This window comes from Streptococcus atopicus (assembly GCF_049166725.1).
GTDB lineage: Bacteria > Bacillota > Bacilli > Lactobacillales > Streptococcaceae > Streptococcus > Streptococcus hominis.
This window is the reverse complement of record NZ_JBMHFC010000002.1, coordinates 99,758-119,542: the sequence shown is the minus strand read 5'-3', so window position 1 is coordinate 119,542 and position 19,785 is coordinate 99,758. Positions and strand designations below refer to the sequence as shown.

The following is a 19,785-nucleotide window of genomic DNA, read 5'->3' as shown; positions in this document are numbered from 1 at the left end:
TCTATTTTTCTTTAATATAAATCATAGCAGAGCGATTCTGCGAGCGATAGTAAAGCTGACCAGAATAGTCTTGAGCCAACTGGATTAGCTCTTCCTGATTGTACCCTTCCAGTTTCAGGCGACCATCTGCTAGCTTATAAAGATCTGTCAGAGCAGAGAGCGGCTGCTTTTGCACTACTTCTTCAGAAATAGCTGGCATCATCCGAATGACATTTTCTTCTTCATAAACCAAATAGTGAGGAAAAATCTGAGCAATTTCAAAAAGCAGATCAGACTGAATTACCTCTGGACGTTCTGGAAAAATCAAACCAATCCCATCTTCGTTTTCAAAGCAGAAACCATAAGACTTACCTGAAAGATTCAGGCGGATAAAAGGTTTTTCCTCATCAAAGCTAGGGTGGTCGTTAAAAAGAGCCAATTCTTTACTTAATTCTAAAAAATAATCCGTTGCAGCTTCCGGACTCTTTTTTTGATAGAGTTCCGAAAAATACGCATTGATAACGCTAGGCGGTGGTGTGATAAAAGTCATTTTTTGCGAATCAGACAACCTGTCCAAAACCTTTCCTAGATAAACACGGTCTAAGCTCGTAAAACCGCCATATTTAAGTGCTAAATTGATATAATCAGTCATAAAATTCTTCTAGTCTCCATTTATTCTTTTCTGCTATGTAGCCAGAAATTGTTTCACTTTCTTCCAGATATTCTCTCTTATCAATGATTGCTAGGCTTTCTAATTCATGTAACTTATAAGCCTTGCTAGGGCTAACCTTGATACGAAAAGGGACAAAGAGTTCTCTCATCTTATTCAGCAGGGTCTCCTGCAAGACTGCTCTGCTATTTTCCTTTTTCGCCGAAATCAGGACATAGGGAGTTAAAGTTGGAGTAAAGTTCTCTGCTTTGTCCGCTTTATTATAGAGGGTCAAGCGAGGAATGTCTAACATATCCAAGTCCTTCATAATCGCCAAGACCGTTTTTTCATGTTCTTCGTGATTAGGGTCACTGGCGTCAATCACATGAACCAAAAGATCCACATTTTTGCTCTCTTCTAGAGTAGACTTGAAGCTAGATACCAATTCCGTCGGCAAATCCTGAATAAAACCAACTGTATCTGTCAATGTCACATTGAGTCTGCCTGTCAGATTGACACTTTTGGTTGTCGCATCCAAAGTAGCAAAAAGTTCGTCCGCCTCATATTGGCTCTTGTTCGTCAAGACATTCATTATGGTAGACTTCCCAGCATTGGTATAACCAATCAGACCGATTTTAAAAACACTAGAGTCCAGACGTTTCTCCCGTACAGTTGCGCGGTTTTTCTCTACAATTTTGAGTTGGCGCTCAATATCATGAATCTGATTGCGAACACTACGACGATTGAGTTCCAACTGACTTTCACCAGGACCGCGGGAACCAATTCCCCCAGCCTGACGGCTGAGCATAATCCCCTGCCCGACCAAGCGAGGCAAGAGATATTTGAGTTGAGCCAAGTGAACTTGAAGTTTTCCTTCATGACTTCTAGCTCGCATAGCAAAAATATCCAAAATCAATTGCATGCGGTCAATAACCTTAACCCCTAAAATTTCTTCCAAATTGATATTCTGGCGAGGTGTCAGACTATTATTGACAATAACGGTGGAAATTTCATCTGCTTCTACCATATGTTTGATTTCTTCTAATTTTCCAGCACCAACAAAAGTCTTGCTGTCATACTTCTCTCGTTTCTGAGTGTAAGAGGAAACTACCTGAGCGCCAGCAGTCTTGGCTAAACTGGCTAATTCTTCCATAGACATAGAGAAGTTTTCTATTCCCTGCAATTCTACTCCGATGAGGATCACTCGTTCCTGCTGTTTTTCTGTTTCAATCATTCAAAAATTCCTCTATATCCTGCATAATCCGCTCTTTGACATTCGGCTCTGAAACCTGATAAAAAGTAGCATTCATGCGATTTCTGAACCAAGTTAGCTGACGTTTAGCAAAGCGGCGAGTATTTTGTTTAAGTTTATTGATAGCTTCCTCTAAGGTCAACTCCCCAGCAAAGTAGGGGAAAAGTTCCTTGTAGCCAATTCCTTTGCTGGCTTGGACATGTGGATAGTTGTCATAAAGCCACTTCGCCTCTTCTAAAAGTCCAGCCTTTAGCATTAGATCCACTCGCTGATTGATACGCTCATAGAGAACTTCTCGGTCATCGTCCAGACAAATCAGCAGGGCTTCATAGTCAGGCTGTTTGTTTTCAAGTTCATTCCCCAAATGAGCAATTTCCAGCGCTCGCATAGCCCGCCTGCGGTTAATCTGGGGAATTTCCAATCCCAGCTCTGCTATTTTGCCAAATAATTCCTCATCAGCCAAGGTATCTAGTTCGGCTCGATAAGCTAAAATCTCTTCATGAGAAGCTAAACCGCCCAGATGATAGCCCTCCAGCAAACTTTGAATGTAAAGCCCCGTTCCGCCTGCAATAATCGGCAGTTTCCCTTTTGCTACAATCATCTCAACAGCAGCCTCGGCTTCTTTTACAAAGTCAAAGGCTGAATAAGACTCGGTCACTTCCCGAACATCTATCAAATAATGAGGAATCCCCTCCTGCTCACCTGGAGTGACTTTAGCCGTTCCGATGTTTAGTTTTCTATACACTTGCTGACTATCACCGCTAATAATCTCACCATTGAAACGTTTTGCGAGGTTTATACTGAGAGCCGTTTTTCCGACAGCAGTTGGTCCTACAATTACAATTATCTTGGTTTTCATCTTTTCCCTTGAAAAAAATTTAATTTTTCGTTACTATATATTATAACATAAATAAAGTTCAGAAAAGGAGAAATCTCATGGCTAAAGGATTTGTTAAAGGTGTTGTAACTGGCGTAGCTGGCACTGTTGCTGCTGTTGCAGGTGCAGTTTATACATTCAAGAAAAAAGTGATTGAACCTGAAGAAAAGAAAGCAGCTTTCATCGAAGAAAACCGTAAAAAAGCAGCTCGCAAACGTGTATCACACTAAAAACCATTCATTTCATATAAAAACTCCAATAGATAACTCACTAGAAAAATGAGTATCTGTTGGAGTTTTTTTACACGTTTTTTCTCATACTGCAACGGTCAGTTTTTTATTCATAACGCAAGGATTCGATTGGATCCAATTTAGAAGCCTTATTAGCTGGCAAAATACCGAAAACAATTCCGATAGTTGCAGAAAAAAGCACACTTCCGACAGCAGACACAGTCGTAATGGTAGGTGGAGCTCCGAAAAATGCATCCAAACTATGACCGATAGATGCCACGATAAGAGCTGCTAAAGCAAGCCCAATCAAACCGCCAATCGCTGTCAACACCATTGACTCAATGACAAATTGCATCAAGATATTGCCACGGGTTGCTCCAAGGGCTTTTCGAAGACCGATTTCACGGGTTCGTTCTGTCACTGATACAAGCATAATATTCATAACACCGATACCACCAACGAGAAGTGCTATCCCGGCAATCGCTCCAAAAACCACTTGCACAATGGCAACCTGACTTTGGATAGCAGCCAATTGACTGGCTTGATCAAACATCTGGTACTCGCCTTCTCTTACACCAGACAATTTTGTCATCAAGCGCGCAGCTGCACTTCCGTCTTTCAACACATCATCTAATTTTTTAACATGTACCACGACATTCATAATCTCAGCAACATTGTATTCAGCTGCCAACTGAGTGTTAGCCATTAATAAATTTCCGTTGTTCATATTGGCTAAGCGATTTCGCGTTTCATTCGGATCTTTATAAACCCCAATCACACGGTAATTATTAGATCCCAGCTGGACAATCTGATTGAGCGCCTTATCTGCACCTCCAAAAAGAATATCAGCTAGTTTCGTATCCAGTAATACAACTCTTGCAAATGTTTGATAATCATTTGATTTCAATGTCCGTCCTGCAACGATTTGGTATTTCTTTACCGTAAAGTAAGTGGAATTGATACCTGTTATAGGAATATTATCCGCCTTTTTCTTACCATAATTTACTGTAGCGGTTGTGTTATTTGTAACATAATAATTGTCAATTCCGCTAATATCATTAACCGCTTGCTTGACCCAAACTTCTTGGATTCGAGGCTCTTCTTCTGTCGAAACTGTCTCATCACCATTTCCACTTTCAGCATCGTCACGCATCTCTTGATACGTCATAACACCATCACCGTTTTTACTTCTCTTGTGTGAGTAAAATAAGGAAACATCTTGCTGGGCACCACCCAAAACATCTGTGAAGGCATTGGACATACCACTTCCTAGAGCCACAATAACCACAACAGACATAACACCAATGATAATGCCCAACATCGTTAAGAAAGAGCGCATTTTATGCCCCATAATGGAGTTGATTGCAAATTTCCAATTCTGCATCATGCTTCTCCTTTCTTACTGTCTGATGAGATGACACCGTCTCGAATAACGATTTGTCGTTTTGCAAAGGCTGCAATCTCAGGCTCATGAGTGACCATGATAATGGTTTTTCCTTCACGATTTAGCTCCGTCAGCAATTCCATAATTTGCTCACCCGTCTTGGTATCCAAGGCTCCCGTCGGCTCATCTGCTAAGATAATGGAGGGATGATTGACCAAGGCACGCGCAATAGCCACCCGCTGCTTTTGACCACCAGAAAGTTCTGACGGCAAATGGTGCATCCGCTTTTCCAACTCAACTTTTTTAAGATATTGCTCTGCTAAAGCTTTCCGTTTGGATTGAGAAACCCCTGCATAAATCAAAGGAAGTTCTACATTTTGAAGAGCATTTAATTTTGACAAGAGGAAGAATTGTTGGAAAACGAAACCAATCTGCTGATTACGCACTTTGGCTAGCTTTTTCTCACTGAGCTTGGCAACTTCTTCACCTTCCAAGTAATATTCGCCACTCGTTGGCCGATCCAGCATACCAATGATATTCATCAAGGTTGACTTTCCTGAGCCAGAAGGTCCCATAATCGCAACAAACTCACCTTCTTCAACTTCTAAATGAACATTTTTCAAAACTTGAAGCTCTTGATCTCCGTTGCGGTAACTTTTGCTAACATTTTTTAAATCAATGAGTTTCTTCATACGATTTCACCTCTTGACCGTCTTTCAAGCTATCTGTTGGATTGGTGATAACTTTACTATCTTTTGTCAAACCAGATGAGATTTCTTGATTTTTAGCATCTGCATTTCCCAGTGTTACTTGCACTTTTTTTGCAGTTCCTTTTTCTAATGTCCAAACATAGTTTTTATTATTTTCAGAAACAACACTGCTGACCGGCACTAAAATCCCTCTTGTATTGTTTTTTACTTCAACATTGACGGAAAATCCTTGCTTCAAATCACCAATTTCGCTTGTAATATCTACTGTATAAGGGTATTTTGCTCCTGAATTTGCAGTGCCTGCACCAGCTGCCGCTGCATTTTGACTGTCTTTTGGATAATTTGAGATATAGCTGATTTTCCCAGTCCATTTCTTATCTGGATAGACCTTGGACGTAATCGTCACTTCTTGCCCGACTGAAAGATTTGCTAGATTATACTCTGATAGCTCTCCCTTTACTTGAAGGTTGCCGTTATTGACAATATGAACGAGTGTTTGATTAGTACCTGTCGTAGACTTAGAAACATCACGATTGACTTCTACTACAGTTCCATTATTTGTACTGGTGACAGTCGTTGCATCTAGTAGTGCCTGTGCTTTATTGACATTGTCCACAGCATCTGCGCGACTGTCCTGCAAATCGTTTAATTGAGAATCCACCGAACGTTGTGCAGACGCAGTTGTTTTATCATCTGTAGCCGCATCACCCGTCACATCAACAGTTGTTCCATACGTTTTCAAATCATAAATTTGGCGATCAATCTTGTTTAAAGCACGAACAGCAGTATCATATGTAGCTTGTGCTTCAACACTCTTGTATTGAACTAAGGTTTGTCCGGCTGTAACTTGATCTCCAACATTTACAAGAACATTATCCAAATCGCCCTTTGTCCCGTCATAGTAGACATATTGCTCATTGTTAGCCGCAACATTTCCTGACAGCAAAGCAGATGAAGCAACTGACCCTTCTTTTGCTTTCTGCACTTGAATCGTTTCTTCTTTATCTTTATCAGCAGTACTATTACCATTAAACAATAACATCGTACCTATCGCTCCTAAAACGACAACTACAGTTACACCAATCAAGCTGTACAACTGCCACTTTTTCAATTTTTTCATCTCTTTCTCCTCCTGATGAAAACGGTCTATTTTTTATATTATAACACATACGATTAAAAATAAGATAGCATCTATAAGAAATCCTTTACTCTTTTAACATCCGTCTACCTTCTTTCTAGTTATTTCATATTGTATTAAATATATAATACAATTGAATAATCAAGCCTTTTATCAATTTTTGTAGCAGATTTTTGCAATCATTTTCCAAAAACGTTACAATGATTTCATACTATAGATAAAAGGAGACTCGTATGAGAACATTTGACATCATTGCTATTGGGGGCGGTAGCGGAGGAATTGCGACCATGAATCGTGCTGGAGAACACGGTGCAAAAGCTGCCGTTATTGAAGAAAAGAAATTAGGAGGCACCTGTGTCAACGTCGGCTGTGTTCCTAAAAAAATCATGTGGTATGGCGCCCAGATTGCCGAAGCCATTCGCGATTATGGACCAGACTATGGTTTTACTTCGGATAATCAGCAGTTTGACTTTAAGACGCTTCGGAAGAATCGCGAAGCCTATATTGATCGTGCCCGCAATTCTTACAATACTAGTTTCAATCGAAATGGCGTTGAGCTGATTGAAGGTCGCGCCAAATTCATAGACCGCCATACAGTTGAAGTCAACGGCGAGCTTATCCAAGCCAAGCACATTGTCATCGCAACTGGTGCTCACCCTCATATTCCAGCAGTATCTGGAGCAGAATTCGGTGAAACCTCTGACGATGTTTTTGCATGGGAAGAACTCCCTCAATCCGTTGCCATTCTTGGTGCCGGCTATATCGCAGTTGAACTAGCTGTACTTCTTCATGCTCTGGGTGTAAAAACAGACCTTTTCGTTCGTCGAGATCGTCCTCTCCGCAACTTTGATTCTTATATCATTGATGGTCTTGTGGAAGAAATGAAGAAATCAGGTCCTACTCTACATACTCACAAAATACCAGAAAAGCTTGAAAAACTTGGAAACGGAGCGATTCGCATTACCTTCGAGGACGGAACGAGCCACACCGCTCAACACGTCATCTGGGCAACTGGGCGAACTGCAAACACCAAAGGGTTGAATTTAGAGGCGGCTGGTGTTACCCTAAATTCTCGTGGCTTTATAGCAGTTGACGAATTTCAAAATACAGCAACACCGGGTATTTATGCTCTAGGAGATGTTACAGGCGAAAAAGAATTAACCCCTGTTGCTATCAAAGCAGGTCGTACCTTAGCCGAACGCTTATTTAATGGAAAAATTGAAGCTAAAATGGATTATTCTAATATTCCAACTGTTGTCTTCTCTCATCCAGCGATTGGAACCGTTGGCTTGACCGAAGAGCAAGCAATCCAACAATATGGAACAGAAAATATCCATATTTACACTTCTAACTTTGCTTCCATGTATTCAGCTGTCACCCAACACCGACAACAAGCTAAGTTCAAACTCATTACAACTGGACCAGATGAGAAAGTCATTGGTCTCCACGCTATTGGCTACGGCGTTGATGAGATGATTCAAGGTTTTGCCGTTGCTATTAAAATGGGAGCTACCAAAGCAGATTTTGATGCGACTGTTGCCATTCACCCAACCGGATCAGAAGAATTTGTCACCATGCGTTAATCGTAGAGACGCTTCTCATAAATATCTTCCTCCCAGAGTTTTTCCAATTTTATCTCAATAGTCAGAATGGCTGCCAACGTCTCTGACTATTTTAGTTTACACGATAACTTCTTCTCATTCCATAACTTATTCTTTCATTTTATCCGCTAGGGAGTGGGACAGAACTAAAAATCGAAAATTTTTAGTTCGTAGTCCCACCCCCGCAAGGGTGATTAGGTGCTCTTCCGGTCTTGAAAAGCGAATGAAGAGCCCAATCACCCACTGCGTTATTCGTTTATTACTAAATCTGATAGAAGCTGGGACACTTTTTGCCTAGCCTTTCCTTTTTACTTTGATTTTTTAGTTGATAAAGATGTAAATTTTGTTATGATAATCTCAAAGCTATTTTACGAGGAGGTGCTTTTATGCAAAAGATAAAAACAATTCTGATAACCATCCTACTTATTTTCTTAAATGTCTTTGGACTAATTGCATTTTTGATATTATTCCTTCGCAGTAAAAATAAAAGAAAAGCAATATCGCGGAAAAAGTAACCATTTTGACAAAAAGGTAAATTCAGTCTTTCACCTTTTTATTTAACCCTTGACATTTTTCTTATTTATTTTATAATAGTTACCATATTACAAAATAAAGGGTTACAATTATGAAAAAATCATTTACACTTATTTTGCCAGCAATTGGCGCAGCTTTGATAGCCGTTTTTGCTCAAATTACCATTCCTATCGGTCCGGTACCTTTTGCTCTGCAAAATATGGCAATTGGCTTAGTGGCTACTATTTTTCATCGAAAAGAAGCTCTATTAGCGGTCGCTCTTTATCTTCTCTTAGGCGCTATCGGTCTGCCTGTCTTTGCAGGAGGAAACGGTGGATTTCAAGCACTTGTTGGTCCAAATGCAGGTTATCTCTGGTTTTATTTGTTCTACGCCCTAGTAACAGCTAGTCTAACTTCCAAAAATAGTAGCTTTTTGACGATATTTTTATCAAATCTACTCGGAGATGCTTTTGTTTTTGTCGGCGGTGTTCTTGGTTTAATGTTATTAGCAAGATTTAGCTTAGATAAAGCTATCACTGTTGGAATTATTCCTTTTATCCTACCAGATTTCATAAAACTCATCGTAATTAGTCTTGTTACTATTCCTATTTTTAAAAATTTAAAAAACCATCCTTACTTTAAGCTAATAAAATAAATATTTTACAAACAGTCTTAAAACTCGCTCATAGCATTATTTTTATATGACTCAAAAACTTTTTGCATTTTGTTCTTAACAAAAATAACTGATAGTCATATAATATTTTATATAAAAATGACCGGTGGTCACAAAAGGAGTTCACCATGCCTATTAGAAAAGCAGTCCCAAGCGATATTCCAGCACTCAATAATCTCTTAGAGCAAATCTTGCTTGTTCATCACAACGTCCGACCAGACATTTTCCAAGAGAGTGGTCGCAAATTCAACGATGAAGAGTTGAAAACACTGATGTCTCAGGAAAATACACCAATCTTTGTCTTTGAAAATGAAGAAGGAAAAATTTTAGGTCATCTCTTTTGCATCATTAAAGAACCACAAAGTCTCGCACAAACACCTATCAAAACGCTTTTTATTGAAGACCTTTGCGTTGATGAAAATGCTCGTGGTCAAAAAATTGGTGAGCAGCTCTGCCATTTTGCAGAAGAATTTGCCCAAGAAATTGGCTGTTACAACTTAACCCTTGATGTATGGAATGATAATGTCGCTGCCTTGCGCTTTTTTGAACGTTTAGATCTAAAGCCCCAACAAACAATCATGGAAAAAATTTTAAAGAAATAGGAAAAGTGCATGAGTAAGAGAGAAAACAACTGCAATACGAAAAACATGACTAGCCACAACCAAACAATAGGACTGCCCAAAATATTTTTGACTCTCTCTGCAGAAGAAACTACTAAAGGAGCTTTTTATAATGATTTCAAGAAAAATCTACTAAATACAAAAAACGGTTTAAGCCGTTTTTTTATACTCAATTCCAGCTGATTTTATGATAAAATTCCCTCTAAATTTACAATTATTTCTCTTAATTCTTTTTCAAGAATTTCAGGGCTAGCAGTAATGCTCATTAGTAAAGTATTTAAAGACTGCTCAAATTGATTAGGAAGAAGGTTCGCATGCGCTGCTGCATACGACATCATTCTCTTTTCACCGGGGTGGGTCAATTCATTAACTGCAAAAATAATGTCAAAATAAGATTCTAAAAAGGCTGCAATACGGTGATTGACACTGACAAGGTCTTTTCGTTTTGCTGCTTTTAAAATCTGCGTATCGTAGGACGGCAAATGTCCGGTTAACAAATTAAAATTTCGTGAAATGATATTGTCTTTTAATTTCGGAGGAAAAGGAACGTCAAACCGTTTTTTCAATTTTCCTAACTCTCCATTAGCATCATAAAGAATCTTGCAGGTTTTTAAATTGTGCCAGAAGCAGGTGGTGTAGCCATTTCCTGCTCGGCACTTTTCGACAACATTTTCAATATCTATCGCAAAATCACGAATGTTCCGATAAAGAATATCAATATCAATACCATTATTTAAGGTACAGTCGTCTTCCAATTCCCAAAATTGATTGCTTATTTCTATATAAGAACAATATTGGGTCAAAATCAACTTCCGACTGTCTTCATCTGGAATGCTCGTGCAGTAAATATATAAATCATAGTCCGAAGTCTCATCATAAGTTTCTCCGCTACGAGAGCCTCCTAAAGCAATCGCTGTCACTTCTGGTAAATTGGAAAATGCTTTCCAAAGTTGTGTAAAAACTGTCATTTTCTCCTCCGATATAAAACTTTTCCTTATTATACATTATATTGTTACAAGAAAAAACTCCTAAACTTCAATTTAGGAGCTTTTCACGTCTTATCGCACTTCTGCACCAAGCATTTCTTCAAGAGACTTTTGGATTTTTTCCATATAGCGAGCTACTTCCTCATCTTCTAGCGTATCCTCTGGATTTTGGAAAGTCAAAGTGTAAGCCATGGACTTCATACCAAGCCCAAGTTTTTCACCTGAGAAGACATCAAACAATTTAATATCTGTCAAACGCTTCACACGAGCAGCTTCAATAGCTTCAACGACTTCTTTGTGACTGATTTCTGCTTTAAGAAGCAAAGCAATATCACGTGTTACAGCTGGAAATTTAGTAACTTCTACAAATGGTTTTGCTGGTTGAATTGCTTGTTCAACCGCTGTCAAGCTGACTTCTGCTACATAAGTTTCTGGAATATTATAGGCTTTAACAACTACTGGATGAACTTGACCGACAAACCCAATGACTTGTCCGTCTAGTGAAATAGTCGCTGTACGACCTGGATGCATACTAGTTAATGCTTGCGTCGCTGTGTACTCTACTTTTAGACCCAGACGGTCAAAAAGTGCCTCTAAAATTCCTTTTACATAAAAGAAATCAACTGGTATAGCAGATGTTTGAAAATCCTTTTCAGTAACCAAACCTGTCAAAGCAAAGGCAAAGCTGTTAATTTCAGTCGGCAATTCTTCCTGTGGATTCCCCTTTTGCTCGAAGACTTTTCCGATTTCATACAGAGCCAAGTCCTTATTTTTACGTGCTACATTATAGGCAACGGTATCCAAAATGCCAGCTACCATATTTTGACGAAGGACACTACGATCTACTGTCATAGGCCACATTAACTCTGTCAAGTTACTTGGGTTGGTGCTGAATTGCACAGCTTTTTCAGGAGTGGTCAAAGCATAGGTGATAACTTCTGTCAGACCAGCACCTTCTGCTACTGTGCGAACCTTGCGGCGGAGTTTTTGGGTTTCTGTCAATTCACCAGCTGTTCCGTCATCTTTAGGCAAGGTTGCTGGTAATTTATCATAACCATAGATACGCGCAATCTCCTCATAAAGGTCTGCTTCAATATGAATGTCCCAACGACGGCGTGGTACGCTGACTGTGAATTCCTCTGCATTGCCAGTAAGACCAAAACCAAGACGGCGGAAAACATCTTCAATATCTGTATAAGTTAATTCCGTTCCAAGTACACGATTGACATCTGCCAATGTTGAAACAACTTCAACATCTGATGTGTCCACTTGACCTGCTGAGATGATACCGGCTTGTACCGTTGCACCTGCAAGATCTGCAATCATACTAGCCGCAGCATCTAGAGCTTCTGTTACTGTCGCTAGGTTAATTCCTTTTTCAAAACGAGAAGATGATTCTGAACGAAGATTGAGACGCCCGCTCGTTTTACGAATGGAGGTTCCGTCAAAAACTGCTGCTTCAAGCACTACACGGCTTGATTGAGGAGAAATTTCCGTTGCAGCTCCACCCATGACACCAGCAAGAGCGACTGGCTTATCTGCTACTGCAATCACAAGATCGCTCGTTTCTAATTCGCGCTCTTCATCATCAAGAGTTACTAATTTTTCACCCGCATGCGCTTCGCGCACCACAATTTGATTGCCCTTAAAAGTATCTAAATCAAAGGCGTGCATTGGTTGACCAAAGTAAAGCAAAATATAATTTGTCACATCTACTACATTGTTGATAGGACGAATTCCTGCATTCATCAGCAGATTTTGAAGCCATTGCGGACTTGGAGCAATGGTTACATTTTCCAAAATACGTGCTGCATAAAAAGGCGCCTTATCCGTTTCAATCGCAACAGAGAGTTGTTCTGCAGCTTGCTCTTGTGCTTCTAACAACGGAAAATCTTTAAAATGAACTGACTTGTCGTAGATAGCTGCTACCTCATACGCTACTCCACGCATTGAAAGCGCATCTGCACGGTTCGGTGTGATAGAAAGCTCAATAATTTCATCATCTAAGTCAAGGTAAGGAAAAACGGAATCCCCCGGCACAGCTTCTTCTGGCAGGATTTGAATGCCATCGGAAAATTCTTTTGGAACAACCGAGTCCGAAATGCCTAATTCTCCAAGAGAACAAATCATTCCAAGGGATTCTAAACCACGGATTTTTCCTTTTTTAATCTTATAATTATCTGCAATACGAGCTCCTGGAAGAGCTACCATAACCTTGATTCCTGCTCGTATATTTGGAGCACCGCAAACGATTTGTCGAAGCGCTTCTTCTCCAACATTCACTTGACAGACATGGAGATGTGTTTCAGCTACATCTTCACAGCTAATCACTTCACCAACTACAATTTTTGACAATCCCTCAGCAGGAGAACTGACCCCTTCTACTTCAATCCCTGTCGTTGACATTTTTTCAGCTAATTCTTCACTTAGCACATCTACATCAACTAGTTCTTTTAACCATTTATAACTTACTAGCATAATTCATCTATATGAGTGCATAGAAATCTTTGAGAACTATTGTTTCTGCTCAAAAATTTTGCCTCATATTACTTCCTTTCTTTTTGAGGCTGGGACAAGTGCCCAAGCCAAGTGTTTTTTCGCTTAATTTAATTCTTTCCGAATGAGCCAGTCAATATCAACCGTTTCACCAGTCGCATACTCATGCTCACTAAAACGTTCAAAACCATATTTAAAGTAAAAGTTTTGCGCTTTGAAATTCTTTTCCCAAACACCTAGCCAAATCCACGAAAACTTTCGTTTAGTAGCTTCTTGCATGGCAAAATTAAACATTTCCTTGCCAAAGCCCTGTCCTTGATAAGGTTTCAAAACATAAATCCGATGAACCTCAAAAGCATTCTCCATTGAGTGTTCTGATTCTACTGGCTCAGTCTGTGCTTGCCCCCAGTTAAATTTGAGAAAGCCAACAATCTTTTCTTTCTCATCTAGTGCAAAATAAGTCTCCGACTCTACTTGCGCCAAATCCTTCTGAATCTGCTCAAGGGAGAGTTCATGAGTAAAATAATCTTGCATATCTTTCACTTTGATATAAGGGCCGAAAGTTTCTTGATAAGTTTGCACTTCCAGTTCTCGTAGAACTTCAACCTGTCCTTCTTTTACTTTTACTAACATAGCATTTATTTAAATTGTTCTGAAAAACGAACATCACCTTGATAGAAGCCACGAATATCATTGATACCGTAGCGCAGCATAGCCACCCGTTCTTGACCCAGTCCAAAAGCAAAGCCAGAATAAACATCAGCATCAATGCCACTCATTTCAAGGACACGAGGGTGCACCATTCCAGCTCCCATAATTTCAATCCAGCCAGTCTTTTTGCAGACATTGCAGCCTTGCCCACCGCATTTGAAGCAAGAAACATCCACCTCAACAGATGGCTCTGTAAACGGGAAGTAAGATGGACGCAGACGAATGCTGCGGTCTTCTCCAAACATCTTTTGCACAATGAGCTGCAATGTCCCTTGAAGGTCTGCCATAGAAATATTTTTTCCGACAACCAAACCTTCAATTTGATGAAATTGATGAGAATGCGTCGCATCATCTGTATCACGACGGAACACACGTCCTGGCGAGATCATTTTTAGAGGCCCTTTAGAAAAATCATGAGCATCCATAGCACGAGCTTGAACTGGGCTGGTATGAGTACGCAGCAAAATTTCTTCTGTAATGTAGAAAGTATCCTGCATATCACGTGCTGGGTGGTCTTTTGGTAAATTCATTCGCTCAAAGTTGTAATAGTCTGTTTCAACTTCAAAACCATCTACGACTTGATAGCCCATACCGATGAAAATATCTTCAATTTCTTCACTTATTTGGCTAAGAACATGACGATTCCCAGCAGAAATTTTCCGGCCGGGAAGGGTGACGTCTACAGACTCACTCGCCAACTGATTGGCAACTTTTTGTTCTTCCAGTAACTTTGCCGATTCTTCAAAAGCAGCAGTCAACACATCTCGTGCTTCATTGACATGTTTCCCGATAATCGGACGCATATCAGCAGAGACATCTTTCATACCTTTTAAAATTTCTGTTAAAGAGCCTTTCTTTCCAAGGACAGAAACACGCAGATTCTGCATTTCTTTTTCATTTTCAGTTGAAATTTTTTTCAGAGACGCCAGCGTTTCTTCTCTAAGCTTATTTAATTGTTCTTCAATGGTTGCCATAATTCCTCCAAATATAAAAACCGCATGCCAAACTCCATAAGCGGAGCGTTGACACGCGGTACCATCCGTTTTTATCTGGTTTTCCAGACCTTAATTTTCAATCCTTTTGCAAGTGAATTCACCTAGATTCCATCTAAAGAGCTCTCAGTCTCTGGCTCTTCTCCCTGTCAAACTTCCCCCAAGCTACTAGTCTTGCGGATTCTTATTTAATTAATTGGTATTATACCAAATTTTATAGGACTTGTAAATAGACCTTGTTTAAAAATGCAATCGTACTCAACATACATTACAGGCAGCAGTCAATTCTATACTAGCTCGCTCAAGTATTCGTAGCGCTCATATTTCTCCAAAAGTAAATCGTTTTTGCCATCCAGTTCTTTTTGAAGTTCAGCGAGTCGACCGAAGTCCGAAGCATATTCCTGCATTTCCCGCTCAATAGCTACAATTTCCTCCTCAAGCTTCTCTATATCTCCCTCAATAGACTCCCACTCCTGTTTTTCAAAGTAGCTTAAGCGCTTCTTTTCCTCTCGCACTTTAGCTACTTTTTCCTTTTCAGGTTGTTGGGAAATGGCAGATCTCTCTAGCTCAAACGCCTTTTCATCCAGATAATCAGTATAATTGCCGAAATATTCTCTGATAATTCCCTCTTCAAAGGCTAAAATCTTATCTGCTACTTTATCAAGGAAATACCGATCGTGACTAACAGTCATAACTGGGCCAGCAAAGCTTTGCAAAAAATTTTCCAGCACCGTTAATGTCGCAATATCTAAGTCATTAGTCGGCTCATCCAACAGCAAAACATTCGGCTTTTCCAACAATAACTTGAGAAGGTAAAGCCGTTTTTTCTCTCCTCCGGACAATTTTTCAATTAAAGTTCCATGAGTGGAGCGAGGAAAGAGAAATTGTTCTAGCAGTTCAGCAATAGATGTCGTCCCCACAGATGTCTTAACTTCTTCTGCGACTTCCTGCAAGAAATTGATAACGCGTTTAGACTCATCTAATCCTTCAATTTGCTGTGAAAAATAAGCCACACGAACTGTCTCGCCAATCATAAGTTGACCAGATTGAGGTGCTAATTTCCCAGCAATCAGATTGAGCAAGGTCGATTTTCCAACACCATTATCCCCCACAATCCCAATCCGATCTTTATTTTGAACTAACAAATTGAAATGAGAAAGAATCTTCTTGTCACCATAAGCAAAGTCCACATCTTTAAATTCAATCACTTTCTTCCCAATCCGACTGGTCTCGAAATTCATTTCTAAGTCTGTCTGAGTCGCTTGATCAGATAAATCCTTTTTCAAATCTTGAAAACGATTGATTCGAGCTTGCTGCTTGGTTGCTCTGGCCTGTGGCTGACGGCGCATCCAGGATAATTCCTGCTTATAAAGTTGCTGCTTTTTATGGAGAAGGGCAGCATCTCGCTCGTCTTGTTCTGCCTTTAAACGAACATAATCTTGATAATTTCCTTGATATTCAAGCAAATCTCCGCTGTCCAATTCAAAAATCCGCGTCGAAATATGATCTAGAAAATAGCGGTCATGGGTAATGAAAAGAACCGTTTTTTTGGAATTCTTCAAAAAATTCGTCAGCCATTCGATACTATCAATATCCAAATGATTTGTCGGCTCATCAAGGAGCAATAAGTCATCGTTTCCTAACAAGACTTGCGCCAATTGCACGCGCCGTCGTAAACCACCCGACAGGTCGCCGACCTTAGCAGATAAGTCGTTCAAACCTAGCTTCGACAAAACAGTCTTAACTTGACTTTCAATTTCCCAAGCTTGAAGAGCATCCATTTCAGCCATAATTTTCTCTAAACGAGATTGATTGCTTTCATCATAGTTAGACAGCAATAGCTCATACTCACGAATGAGCTGCATTTCTCGCAGATTGCTAGATAAAACCGTATCTAGTACCGTTTTGTCGTCATCAAAGTGCGGTTCTTGGGTTAAGTAGCCAATCTTATAGCCCGATTTAGCAGAAAAAGGATTGACATCCCCGTCAAATCCAGATTTTCCAGACAGGACATTTAAAAGAGTCGTTTTTCCAGTTCCATTGACCCCAATCAAGCCAATCCGATCCAAACCATGAATAATAAAGGAAATATTTTTAAAAACAGTCTTATCTCCCACCGTTTTAGTCAACTTTTCAACAATAAAGTCACTCATCTTCTCTCCTCTACAAAAGCTAAAATAGCCTCCAGACGGTTGTCCAAGACACCATTCACAATAGCTATCTCAATCTCAGTCAAGAGCTGTCCTAAAGCAGGCCCCGGCTTAAAACCAAACTCTTTGATTAACAGGCCACCATTGACGACAATTTCATGTTTATCATGAATCGTTAGTGAATCATAAGTAGAATGAATTTTTTCAAAATCAACCGCTAATCCCTGTGCTTGACGAATTTCTTCTGCTTGTATCATCAGGTCCAGTTCAAAACGATAGCATTCTTCCTTATCCAGAAAATGCCTTTGGCGGATAGTATAAATCGTGACAATTTGCTCTACGCGCTTTTGAAATTCATTTGAAGTTTTCCAATGTTTGAGGAATTTTTTAACATTATTTACTTGAAGAACCATTAAAAGAGTAGCCCAGGCTTGCTCTGAACTCGTAAATTGAAAATCTGCTTTAACATCAAACATTGTTTTCAATTGTGATTGGCTGCTGCGCATGTCAGGTAAATAGTCCGTTGCACCACTGGCAAGCAGACTTTTCAATCCTTTACGCCAATAAGACGCTGTCAGTAGTTTGTCAAATTCAATGAAAGTCCGCTCCACAGAAATTTTTTCTAATAGCGGCGCGCACAGTTTCATAGCCTGAAATGTGTCTGTGTCCAAGTCAAAACCTAAAGCTGCCTGAAAACGAAATCCTCGCATGATGCGCAGAGCGTCTTCGTTGAAACGTTCCGAAGGTGTTCCTACAGCACGTAAAATCTGATTTTCTAAATCAGCTAACCCTGCAAATAAATCAATCACATTCCCTGCTTCATCCAAAGCCAAAGCATTGATCGTAAAATCGCGCCGTTTTAAATCTTCTTCGAGAGAACGAACAAATGTGACATGGCTAGGTCTGCGATAGTCTACATAGATATCCTCTGTCCGAAAAGTCGTCACTTCGTATTCATGATTGTCTTCTAAGACTAAAACTGTCCCATGCTCAATTCCGACATCAATCGTTCGCTCAAAAATACGTTTGGTTTCTTCTGGATAACTGGAACTTGCAATATCCACATCATGAATCGGTCGATTCAATAAAGCATCGCGGACCGAACCACCGACAAAATACGCCTCAAAACCGGCATTCTTAATCTTCTTTAATACTGGTAAAGCCTCCTGAAATTCAGAAGGCAGATTTTTTAATCTCATAACAAATATTCCAATCCGTAGACAAGCTCTTTTTTCTTGACCACTTCCTTAATACCTAAATTCACCCCCGTCATGAAAGACTTACGATCGTACGAATCATGACGAAGTGTCAGTCCTTCACCTTGACCGCCAAAGATGACTTCTTGATGAGCCACCAAGCCTGGCAAACGAACCGAATGAATGCGCATGCCGTCCATTTCTGCACCACGCGCTCCTTGTAATAACTCTTTTTCATCCATTGCACCCTGATGCTTCTTGTGGCGAACCTTGCTAATCAATTCAGCTGTTTTAATCGCTGTGCCGCTCGGCGCATCCTTTTTCTGATCATGATGTAATTCAATGATTTCCACATCTGGAAAATATTTAGCTGCTTGCGTTGCAAATTGCATCAAAAGAACCGCTCCCACAGCAAAATTAGGAGCAATCAAGCCTCCCAGCTCTTTTTGACGAGAAAGCTCAACTAACTCTTTGATTTCATCCGATGTAAATCCAGTCGTTCCGACCACAGGCGCAAAGCCATGCTCTAATGCAAAACGAGTATTTTCATACGCTACTTTAGGAGTTGTAAAATCAACCCATACATCCGCTTCTATGCTGCTCAAATCTTCTTTCTGATTAAAAACGGGAACACCAGCTACTTCTCTTTCTGGAGTGAACGGATCAAGCAGTCCAACGAGCTCTAAAGCAGGATCTTCTGTCACCATGTTATAAGCAGCTTGTCCCATTTTTCCTTTGAAACCAGCAATAATGACCTTTATACTCATGGAATTCTCCTTAAACAATCGGAATATAAGCTAAGGCAATACTTCCATCACCCAAGTGAGTTCCAATCACACTACCAAATGTCGCAATTGGAATCTCTCCGGAAATACCATCTTCTAACAACAATTGATGTAAATGTTCTGCTTTTTCCAAAGCATTTCCATGAATAATCATCACTTGGTAATTTCCTTGTGCAGTTTGCTCTTTGACAATCTCAATCAGGCGTTTCGTAGCTTTTTTCTCGGTACGAATCTTTTCATAAACCTCAATGACACCCTCGTCATTAAAGTAAAGAATTGGTTTGATACTGAGCAAGTTTCCCAGAATTGCAGCACCGTTCGACAAACGACCGCCCTTTACCAAATGATTTAAGTCATCTACCATGATAAAAGCGCCAATTCCTTTGATTTGAGCGTCAAGATTGCTCAGAATTTGCTCAAACGCTAACCCTTGCTCAGCCCAATTCAAAATATGCTCCACCATCATTCCAAGCGGCGCACTTGTGATTTTTGAATCTGGAAAACCAATTTCTAAACTTGGAAATTCATCTTTCAAATACTGAATATTTTGATAAAAGCCAGAAATGCCACTTGATAAAAACAATCCAATGACATGAGTATAACCTTGCCCTTCTACTAAAGACAGGGTGTTCACTAAGCTAGCGATACTCGGTTGGCTAGTTTTTGGCAATTCACTAGAGGCTGCCATTTTTTGATAAAATTCGCTAGCAGAAAGATTCTTTCCTTCGATGTACTCAACCCCGTCAATACTAACGGGAATATCTAAGACAAATAAATGCTCATTTTCGATGACTTTGCTATCCAAATATGCTGACGAATCAGTAATTACGGCTAATTTCATGC

Annotated in this window: 19 protein-coding genes; 5 read left to right on the top strand and 14 right to left on the bottom strand. The window is 39.9% G+C overall.

The window, feature by feature from the left end:
• Nucleotide 1: 1 nt before the first annotated feature.
• The 3 genes from ACOMA9_RS01920 to miaA are packed head-to-tail and all read right to left on the bottom strand — an operon-like array spanning nt 2 to nt 2,739.
• Nucleotides 2–631: a cystathionine beta-lyase gene (locus tag ACOMA9_RS01920; RefSeq protein ID WP_330944968.1), complete on the bottom strand. Its 630-nt coding sequence runs from the start codon at nt 629–631 to the stop codon at nt 2–4.
• Nucleotides 624–1,862, bottom strand: a complete 1,239-nt coding sequence (gene hflX, locus ACOMA9_RS01915; RefSeq protein WP_330944969.1) for a GTPase HflX — start codon at nt 1,860–1,862, stop codon at nt 624–626. Before hflX ends, ACOMA9_RS01920 begins: the two co-directional genes overlap by 8 nt.
• Nucleotides 1,855–2,739: a tRNA (adenosine(37)-N6)-dimethylallyltransferase MiaA gene (miaA, locus tag ACOMA9_RS01910; protein ID WP_247905834.1), complete on the bottom strand. Its 885-nt coding sequence runs from the start codon at nt 2,737–2,739 to the stop codon at nt 1,855–1,857. Before miaA ends, hflX begins: the two co-directional genes overlap by 8 nt.
• A 77-nt stretch (nt 2,740–2,816) precedes the next feature.
• Here miaA and ACOMA9_RS01905 point away from each other — a divergent pair, with 77 nt between their 5' ends.
• Nucleotides 2,817–2,987: a DUF3042 family protein gene (locus tag ACOMA9_RS01905; RefSeq protein ID WP_003024081.1), complete on the top strand. Its 171-nt coding sequence runs from the start codon at nt 2,817–2,819 to the stop codon at nt 2,985–2,987.
• A gap of 106 nt (nt 2,988–3,093) precedes the next feature.
• On the opposite strand, the gene ACOMA9_RS01900 is transcribed toward ACOMA9_RS01905, so the two are convergent.
• The 3 genes from ACOMA9_RS01900 to ACOMA9_RS01890 are packed head-to-tail and all read right to left on the bottom strand — an operon-like array spanning nt 3,094 to nt 6,201.
• The gene (locus tag ACOMA9_RS01900; RefSeq protein WP_126468071.1) at nt 3,094–4,371 is read right to left on the bottom strand and encodes an ABC transporter permease; all 1,278 of its coding nucleotides are present in this window, start codon (nt 4,369–4,371) and stop codon (nt 3,094–3,096) included.
• Entirely contained in the window at nt 4,371–5,063 is a 693-nt protein-coding gene (locus ACOMA9_RS01895) for an ABC transporter ATP-binding protein (RefSeq protein WP_204982688.1), read from the bottom strand. The genes ACOMA9_RS01900 and ACOMA9_RS01895 overlap by 1 nt, the downstream gene beginning before the upstream one ends.
• Nucleotides 5,047–6,201, bottom strand: a complete 1,155-nt coding sequence (locus tag ACOMA9_RS01890; protein WP_330944970.1) for an efflux RND transporter periplasmic adaptor subunit — start codon at nt 6,199–6,201, stop codon at nt 5,047–5,049. The genes ACOMA9_RS01895 and ACOMA9_RS01890 overlap by 17 nt, the downstream gene beginning before the upstream one ends.
• Nucleotides 6,202–6,452: 251 nt before the next feature.
• Between ACOMA9_RS01890 and gorA the strand changes: the two genes are divergently transcribed.
• From gorA to ACOMA9_RS01870, 4 genes are all read left to right on the top strand, one after another.
• Nucleotides 6,453–7,802, top strand: coding sequence for a glutathione-disulfide reductase (gene gorA, locus ACOMA9_RS01885; RefSeq protein WP_421424500.1), 1,350 nt, complete (start codon nt 6,453–6,455; stop codon nt 7,800–7,802).
• A gap of 643 nt (nt 7,803–8,445) precedes the next feature.
• A complete protein-coding gene (locus tag ACOMA9_RS01880) occupies nt 8,446–8,988 on the top strand; it encodes a biotin transporter BioY (protein WP_126407279.1) in 543 nt (180 codons plus the stop codon).
• 146 nt (nt 8,989–9,134) lie between these two features.
• Complete coding sequence (locus ACOMA9_RS01875) at nt 9,135–9,608, top strand: GNAT family N-acetyltransferase (protein WP_330944972.1); 474 nt, start codon at nt 9,135–9,137, stop codon at nt 9,606–9,608.
• Nucleotides 9,609–9,617: 9 nt separating this feature from the next.
• A complete protein-coding gene (locus ACOMA9_RS01870) occupies nt 9,618–9,809 on the top strand; it encodes a hypothetical protein (RefSeq protein ID WP_151380390.1) in 192 nt (63 codons plus the stop codon).
• A 2-nt stretch (nt 9,810–9,811) separates the two neighbouring features.
• Here ACOMA9_RS01870 and ACOMA9_RS01865 read toward each other — a convergent pair whose 3' ends face one another.
• The 8 genes from ACOMA9_RS01865 to ACOMA9_RS01830 all read right to left on the bottom strand — a co-directional run bounded on the left by ACOMA9_RS01865 (nt 9,812) and on the right by ACOMA9_RS01830 (nt 19,783).
• Entirely contained in the window at nt 9,812–10,594 is a 783-nt protein-coding gene (locus ACOMA9_RS01865) for a nucleotidyltransferase domain-containing protein (protein WP_270736818.1), read from the bottom strand.
• Between the two features lie 90 nt (nt 10,595–10,684).
• Nucleotides 10,685–13,090: a phenylalanine--tRNA ligase subunit beta gene (gene pheT, locus ACOMA9_RS01860; RefSeq protein ID WP_330944973.1), complete on the bottom strand. Its 2,406-nt coding sequence runs from the start codon at nt 13,088–13,090 to the stop codon at nt 10,685–10,687.
• Nucleotides 13,091–13,213: 123 nt separating this feature from the next.
• Nucleotides 13,214–13,741, bottom strand: coding sequence for a GNAT family N-acetyltransferase (locus ACOMA9_RS01855; RefSeq protein WP_003029225.1), 528 nt, complete (start codon nt 13,739–13,741; stop codon nt 13,214–13,216).
• 5 nt (nt 13,742–13,746) lie between these two features.
• Entirely contained in the window at nt 13,747–14,793 is a 1,047-nt protein-coding gene (pheS, locus tag ACOMA9_RS01850) for a phenylalanine--tRNA ligase subunit alpha (protein ID WP_330944974.1), read from the bottom strand.
• Nucleotides 14,794–15,098: 305 nt separating this feature from the next.
• Nucleotides 15,099–16,964, bottom strand: coding sequence for an ABC-F family ATP-binding cassette domain-containing protein (locus ACOMA9_RS01845; RefSeq protein ID WP_421424496.1), 1,866 nt, complete (start codon nt 16,962–16,964; stop codon nt 15,099–15,101).
• Nucleotides 16,961–18,160 carry a CCA tRNA nucleotidyltransferase gene (locus tag ACOMA9_RS01840; protein ID WP_421424494.1) on the bottom strand — a complete coding sequence of 400 codons (1,200 nt, stop codon included), beginning with the start codon at nt 18,158–18,160 and terminating at the stop codon, nt 16,961–16,963. The genes ACOMA9_RS01845 and ACOMA9_RS01840 overlap by 4 nt, the downstream gene beginning before the upstream one ends.
• Entirely contained in the window at nt 18,157–18,924 is a 768-nt protein-coding gene (dapB, locus tag ACOMA9_RS01835) for a 4-hydroxy-tetrahydrodipicolinate reductase (protein WP_421424492.1), read from the bottom strand. The genes ACOMA9_RS01840 and dapB overlap by 4 nt, the downstream gene beginning before the upstream one ends.
• Before the next feature lie 10 nt (nt 18,925–18,934).
• Entirely contained in the window at nt 18,935–19,783 is an 849-nt protein-coding gene (locus tag ACOMA9_RS01830) for a DegV family protein (protein ID WP_421424489.1), read from the bottom strand.
• Nucleotides 19,784–19,785: the final 2 nt, after the last annotated feature.

Excerpts from the sequence above, each read along its gene's own strand:
- pheT (WP_330944973.1), bottom strand. The coding sequence starts at position 13,090 with ATGCTAGTAAGTTATAAATGGTTAAAAGAACTAGTTGATGTAGATGTG.
- ACOMA9_RS01870 (WP_151380390.1), top strand. The coding sequence starts at position 9,618 with ATGAGTAAGAGAGAAAACAACTGCAATACGAAAAACATGACTAGCCAC.
- ACOMA9_RS01880 (WP_126407279.1), top strand. The coding sequence starts at position 8,446 with ATGAAAAAATCATTTACACTTATTTTGCCAGCAATTGGCGCAGCTTTG.
- ACOMA9_RS01900 (WP_126468071.1), bottom strand. The coding sequence starts at position 4,371 with ATGCAGAATTGGAAATTTGCAATCAACTCCATTATGGGGCATAAAATG.
- ACOMA9_RS01845 (WP_421424496.1), bottom strand. The coding sequence starts at position 16,964 with ATGAGTGACTTTATTGTTGAAAAGTTGACTAAAACGGTGGGAGATAAG.
- ACOMA9_RS01840 (WP_421424494.1), bottom strand. The coding sequence starts at position 18,160 with ATGAGATTAAAAAATCTGCCTTCTGAATTTCAGGAGGCTTTACCAGTA.
- ACOMA9_RS01890 (WP_330944970.1), bottom strand. The coding sequence starts at position 6,201 with ATGAAAAAATTGAAAAAGTGGCAGTTGTACAGCTTGATTGGTGTAACT.
- gorA (WP_421424500.1), top strand. The coding sequence starts at position 6,453 with ATGAGAACATTTGACATCATTGCTATTGGGGGCGGTAGCGGAGGAATT.
- ACOMA9_RS01855 (WP_003029225.1), bottom strand. The coding sequence starts at position 13,741 with ATGTTAGTAAAAGTAAAAGAAGGACAGGTTGAAGTTCTACGAGAACTG.
- ACOMA9_RS01905 (WP_003024081.1), top strand. The coding sequence starts at position 2,817 with ATGGCTAAAGGATTTGTTAAAGGTGTTGTAACTGGCGTAGCTGGCACT.
- ACOMA9_RS01865 (WP_270736818.1), bottom strand. The coding sequence starts at position 10,594 with ATGACAGTTTTTACACAACTTTGGAAAGCATTTTCCAATTTACCAGAA.
- hflX (WP_330944969.1), bottom strand. The coding sequence starts at position 1,862 with ATGATTGAAACAGAAAAACAGCAGGAACGAGTGATCCTCATCGGAGTA.
- ACOMA9_RS01920 (WP_330944968.1), bottom strand. The coding sequence starts at position 631 with ATGACTGATTATATCAATTTAGCACTTAAATATGGCGGTTTTACGAGC.
- ACOMA9_RS01895 (WP_204982688.1), bottom strand. The coding sequence starts at position 5,063 with ATGAAGAAACTCATTGATTTAAAAAATGTTAGCAAAAGTTACCGCAAC.
- dapB (WP_421424492.1), bottom strand. The coding sequence starts at position 18,924 with ATGAGTATAAAGGTCATTATTGCTGGTTTCAAAGGAAAAATGGGACAA.
- miaA (WP_247905834.1), bottom strand. The coding sequence starts at position 2,739 with ATGAAAACCAAGATAATTGTAATTGTAGGACCAACTGCTGTCGGAAAA.
- pheS (WP_330944974.1), bottom strand. The coding sequence starts at position 14,793 with ATGGCAACCATTGAAGAACAATTAAATAAGCTTAGAGAAGAAACGCTG.
- ACOMA9_RS01830 (WP_421424489.1), bottom strand. The coding sequence starts at position 19,783 with ATGAAATTAGCCGTAATTACTGATTCGTCAGCATATTTGGATAGCAAA.
- ACOMA9_RS01875 (WP_330944972.1), top strand. The coding sequence starts at position 9,135 with ATGCCTATTAGAAAAGCAGTCCCAAGCGATATTCCAGCACTCAATAAT.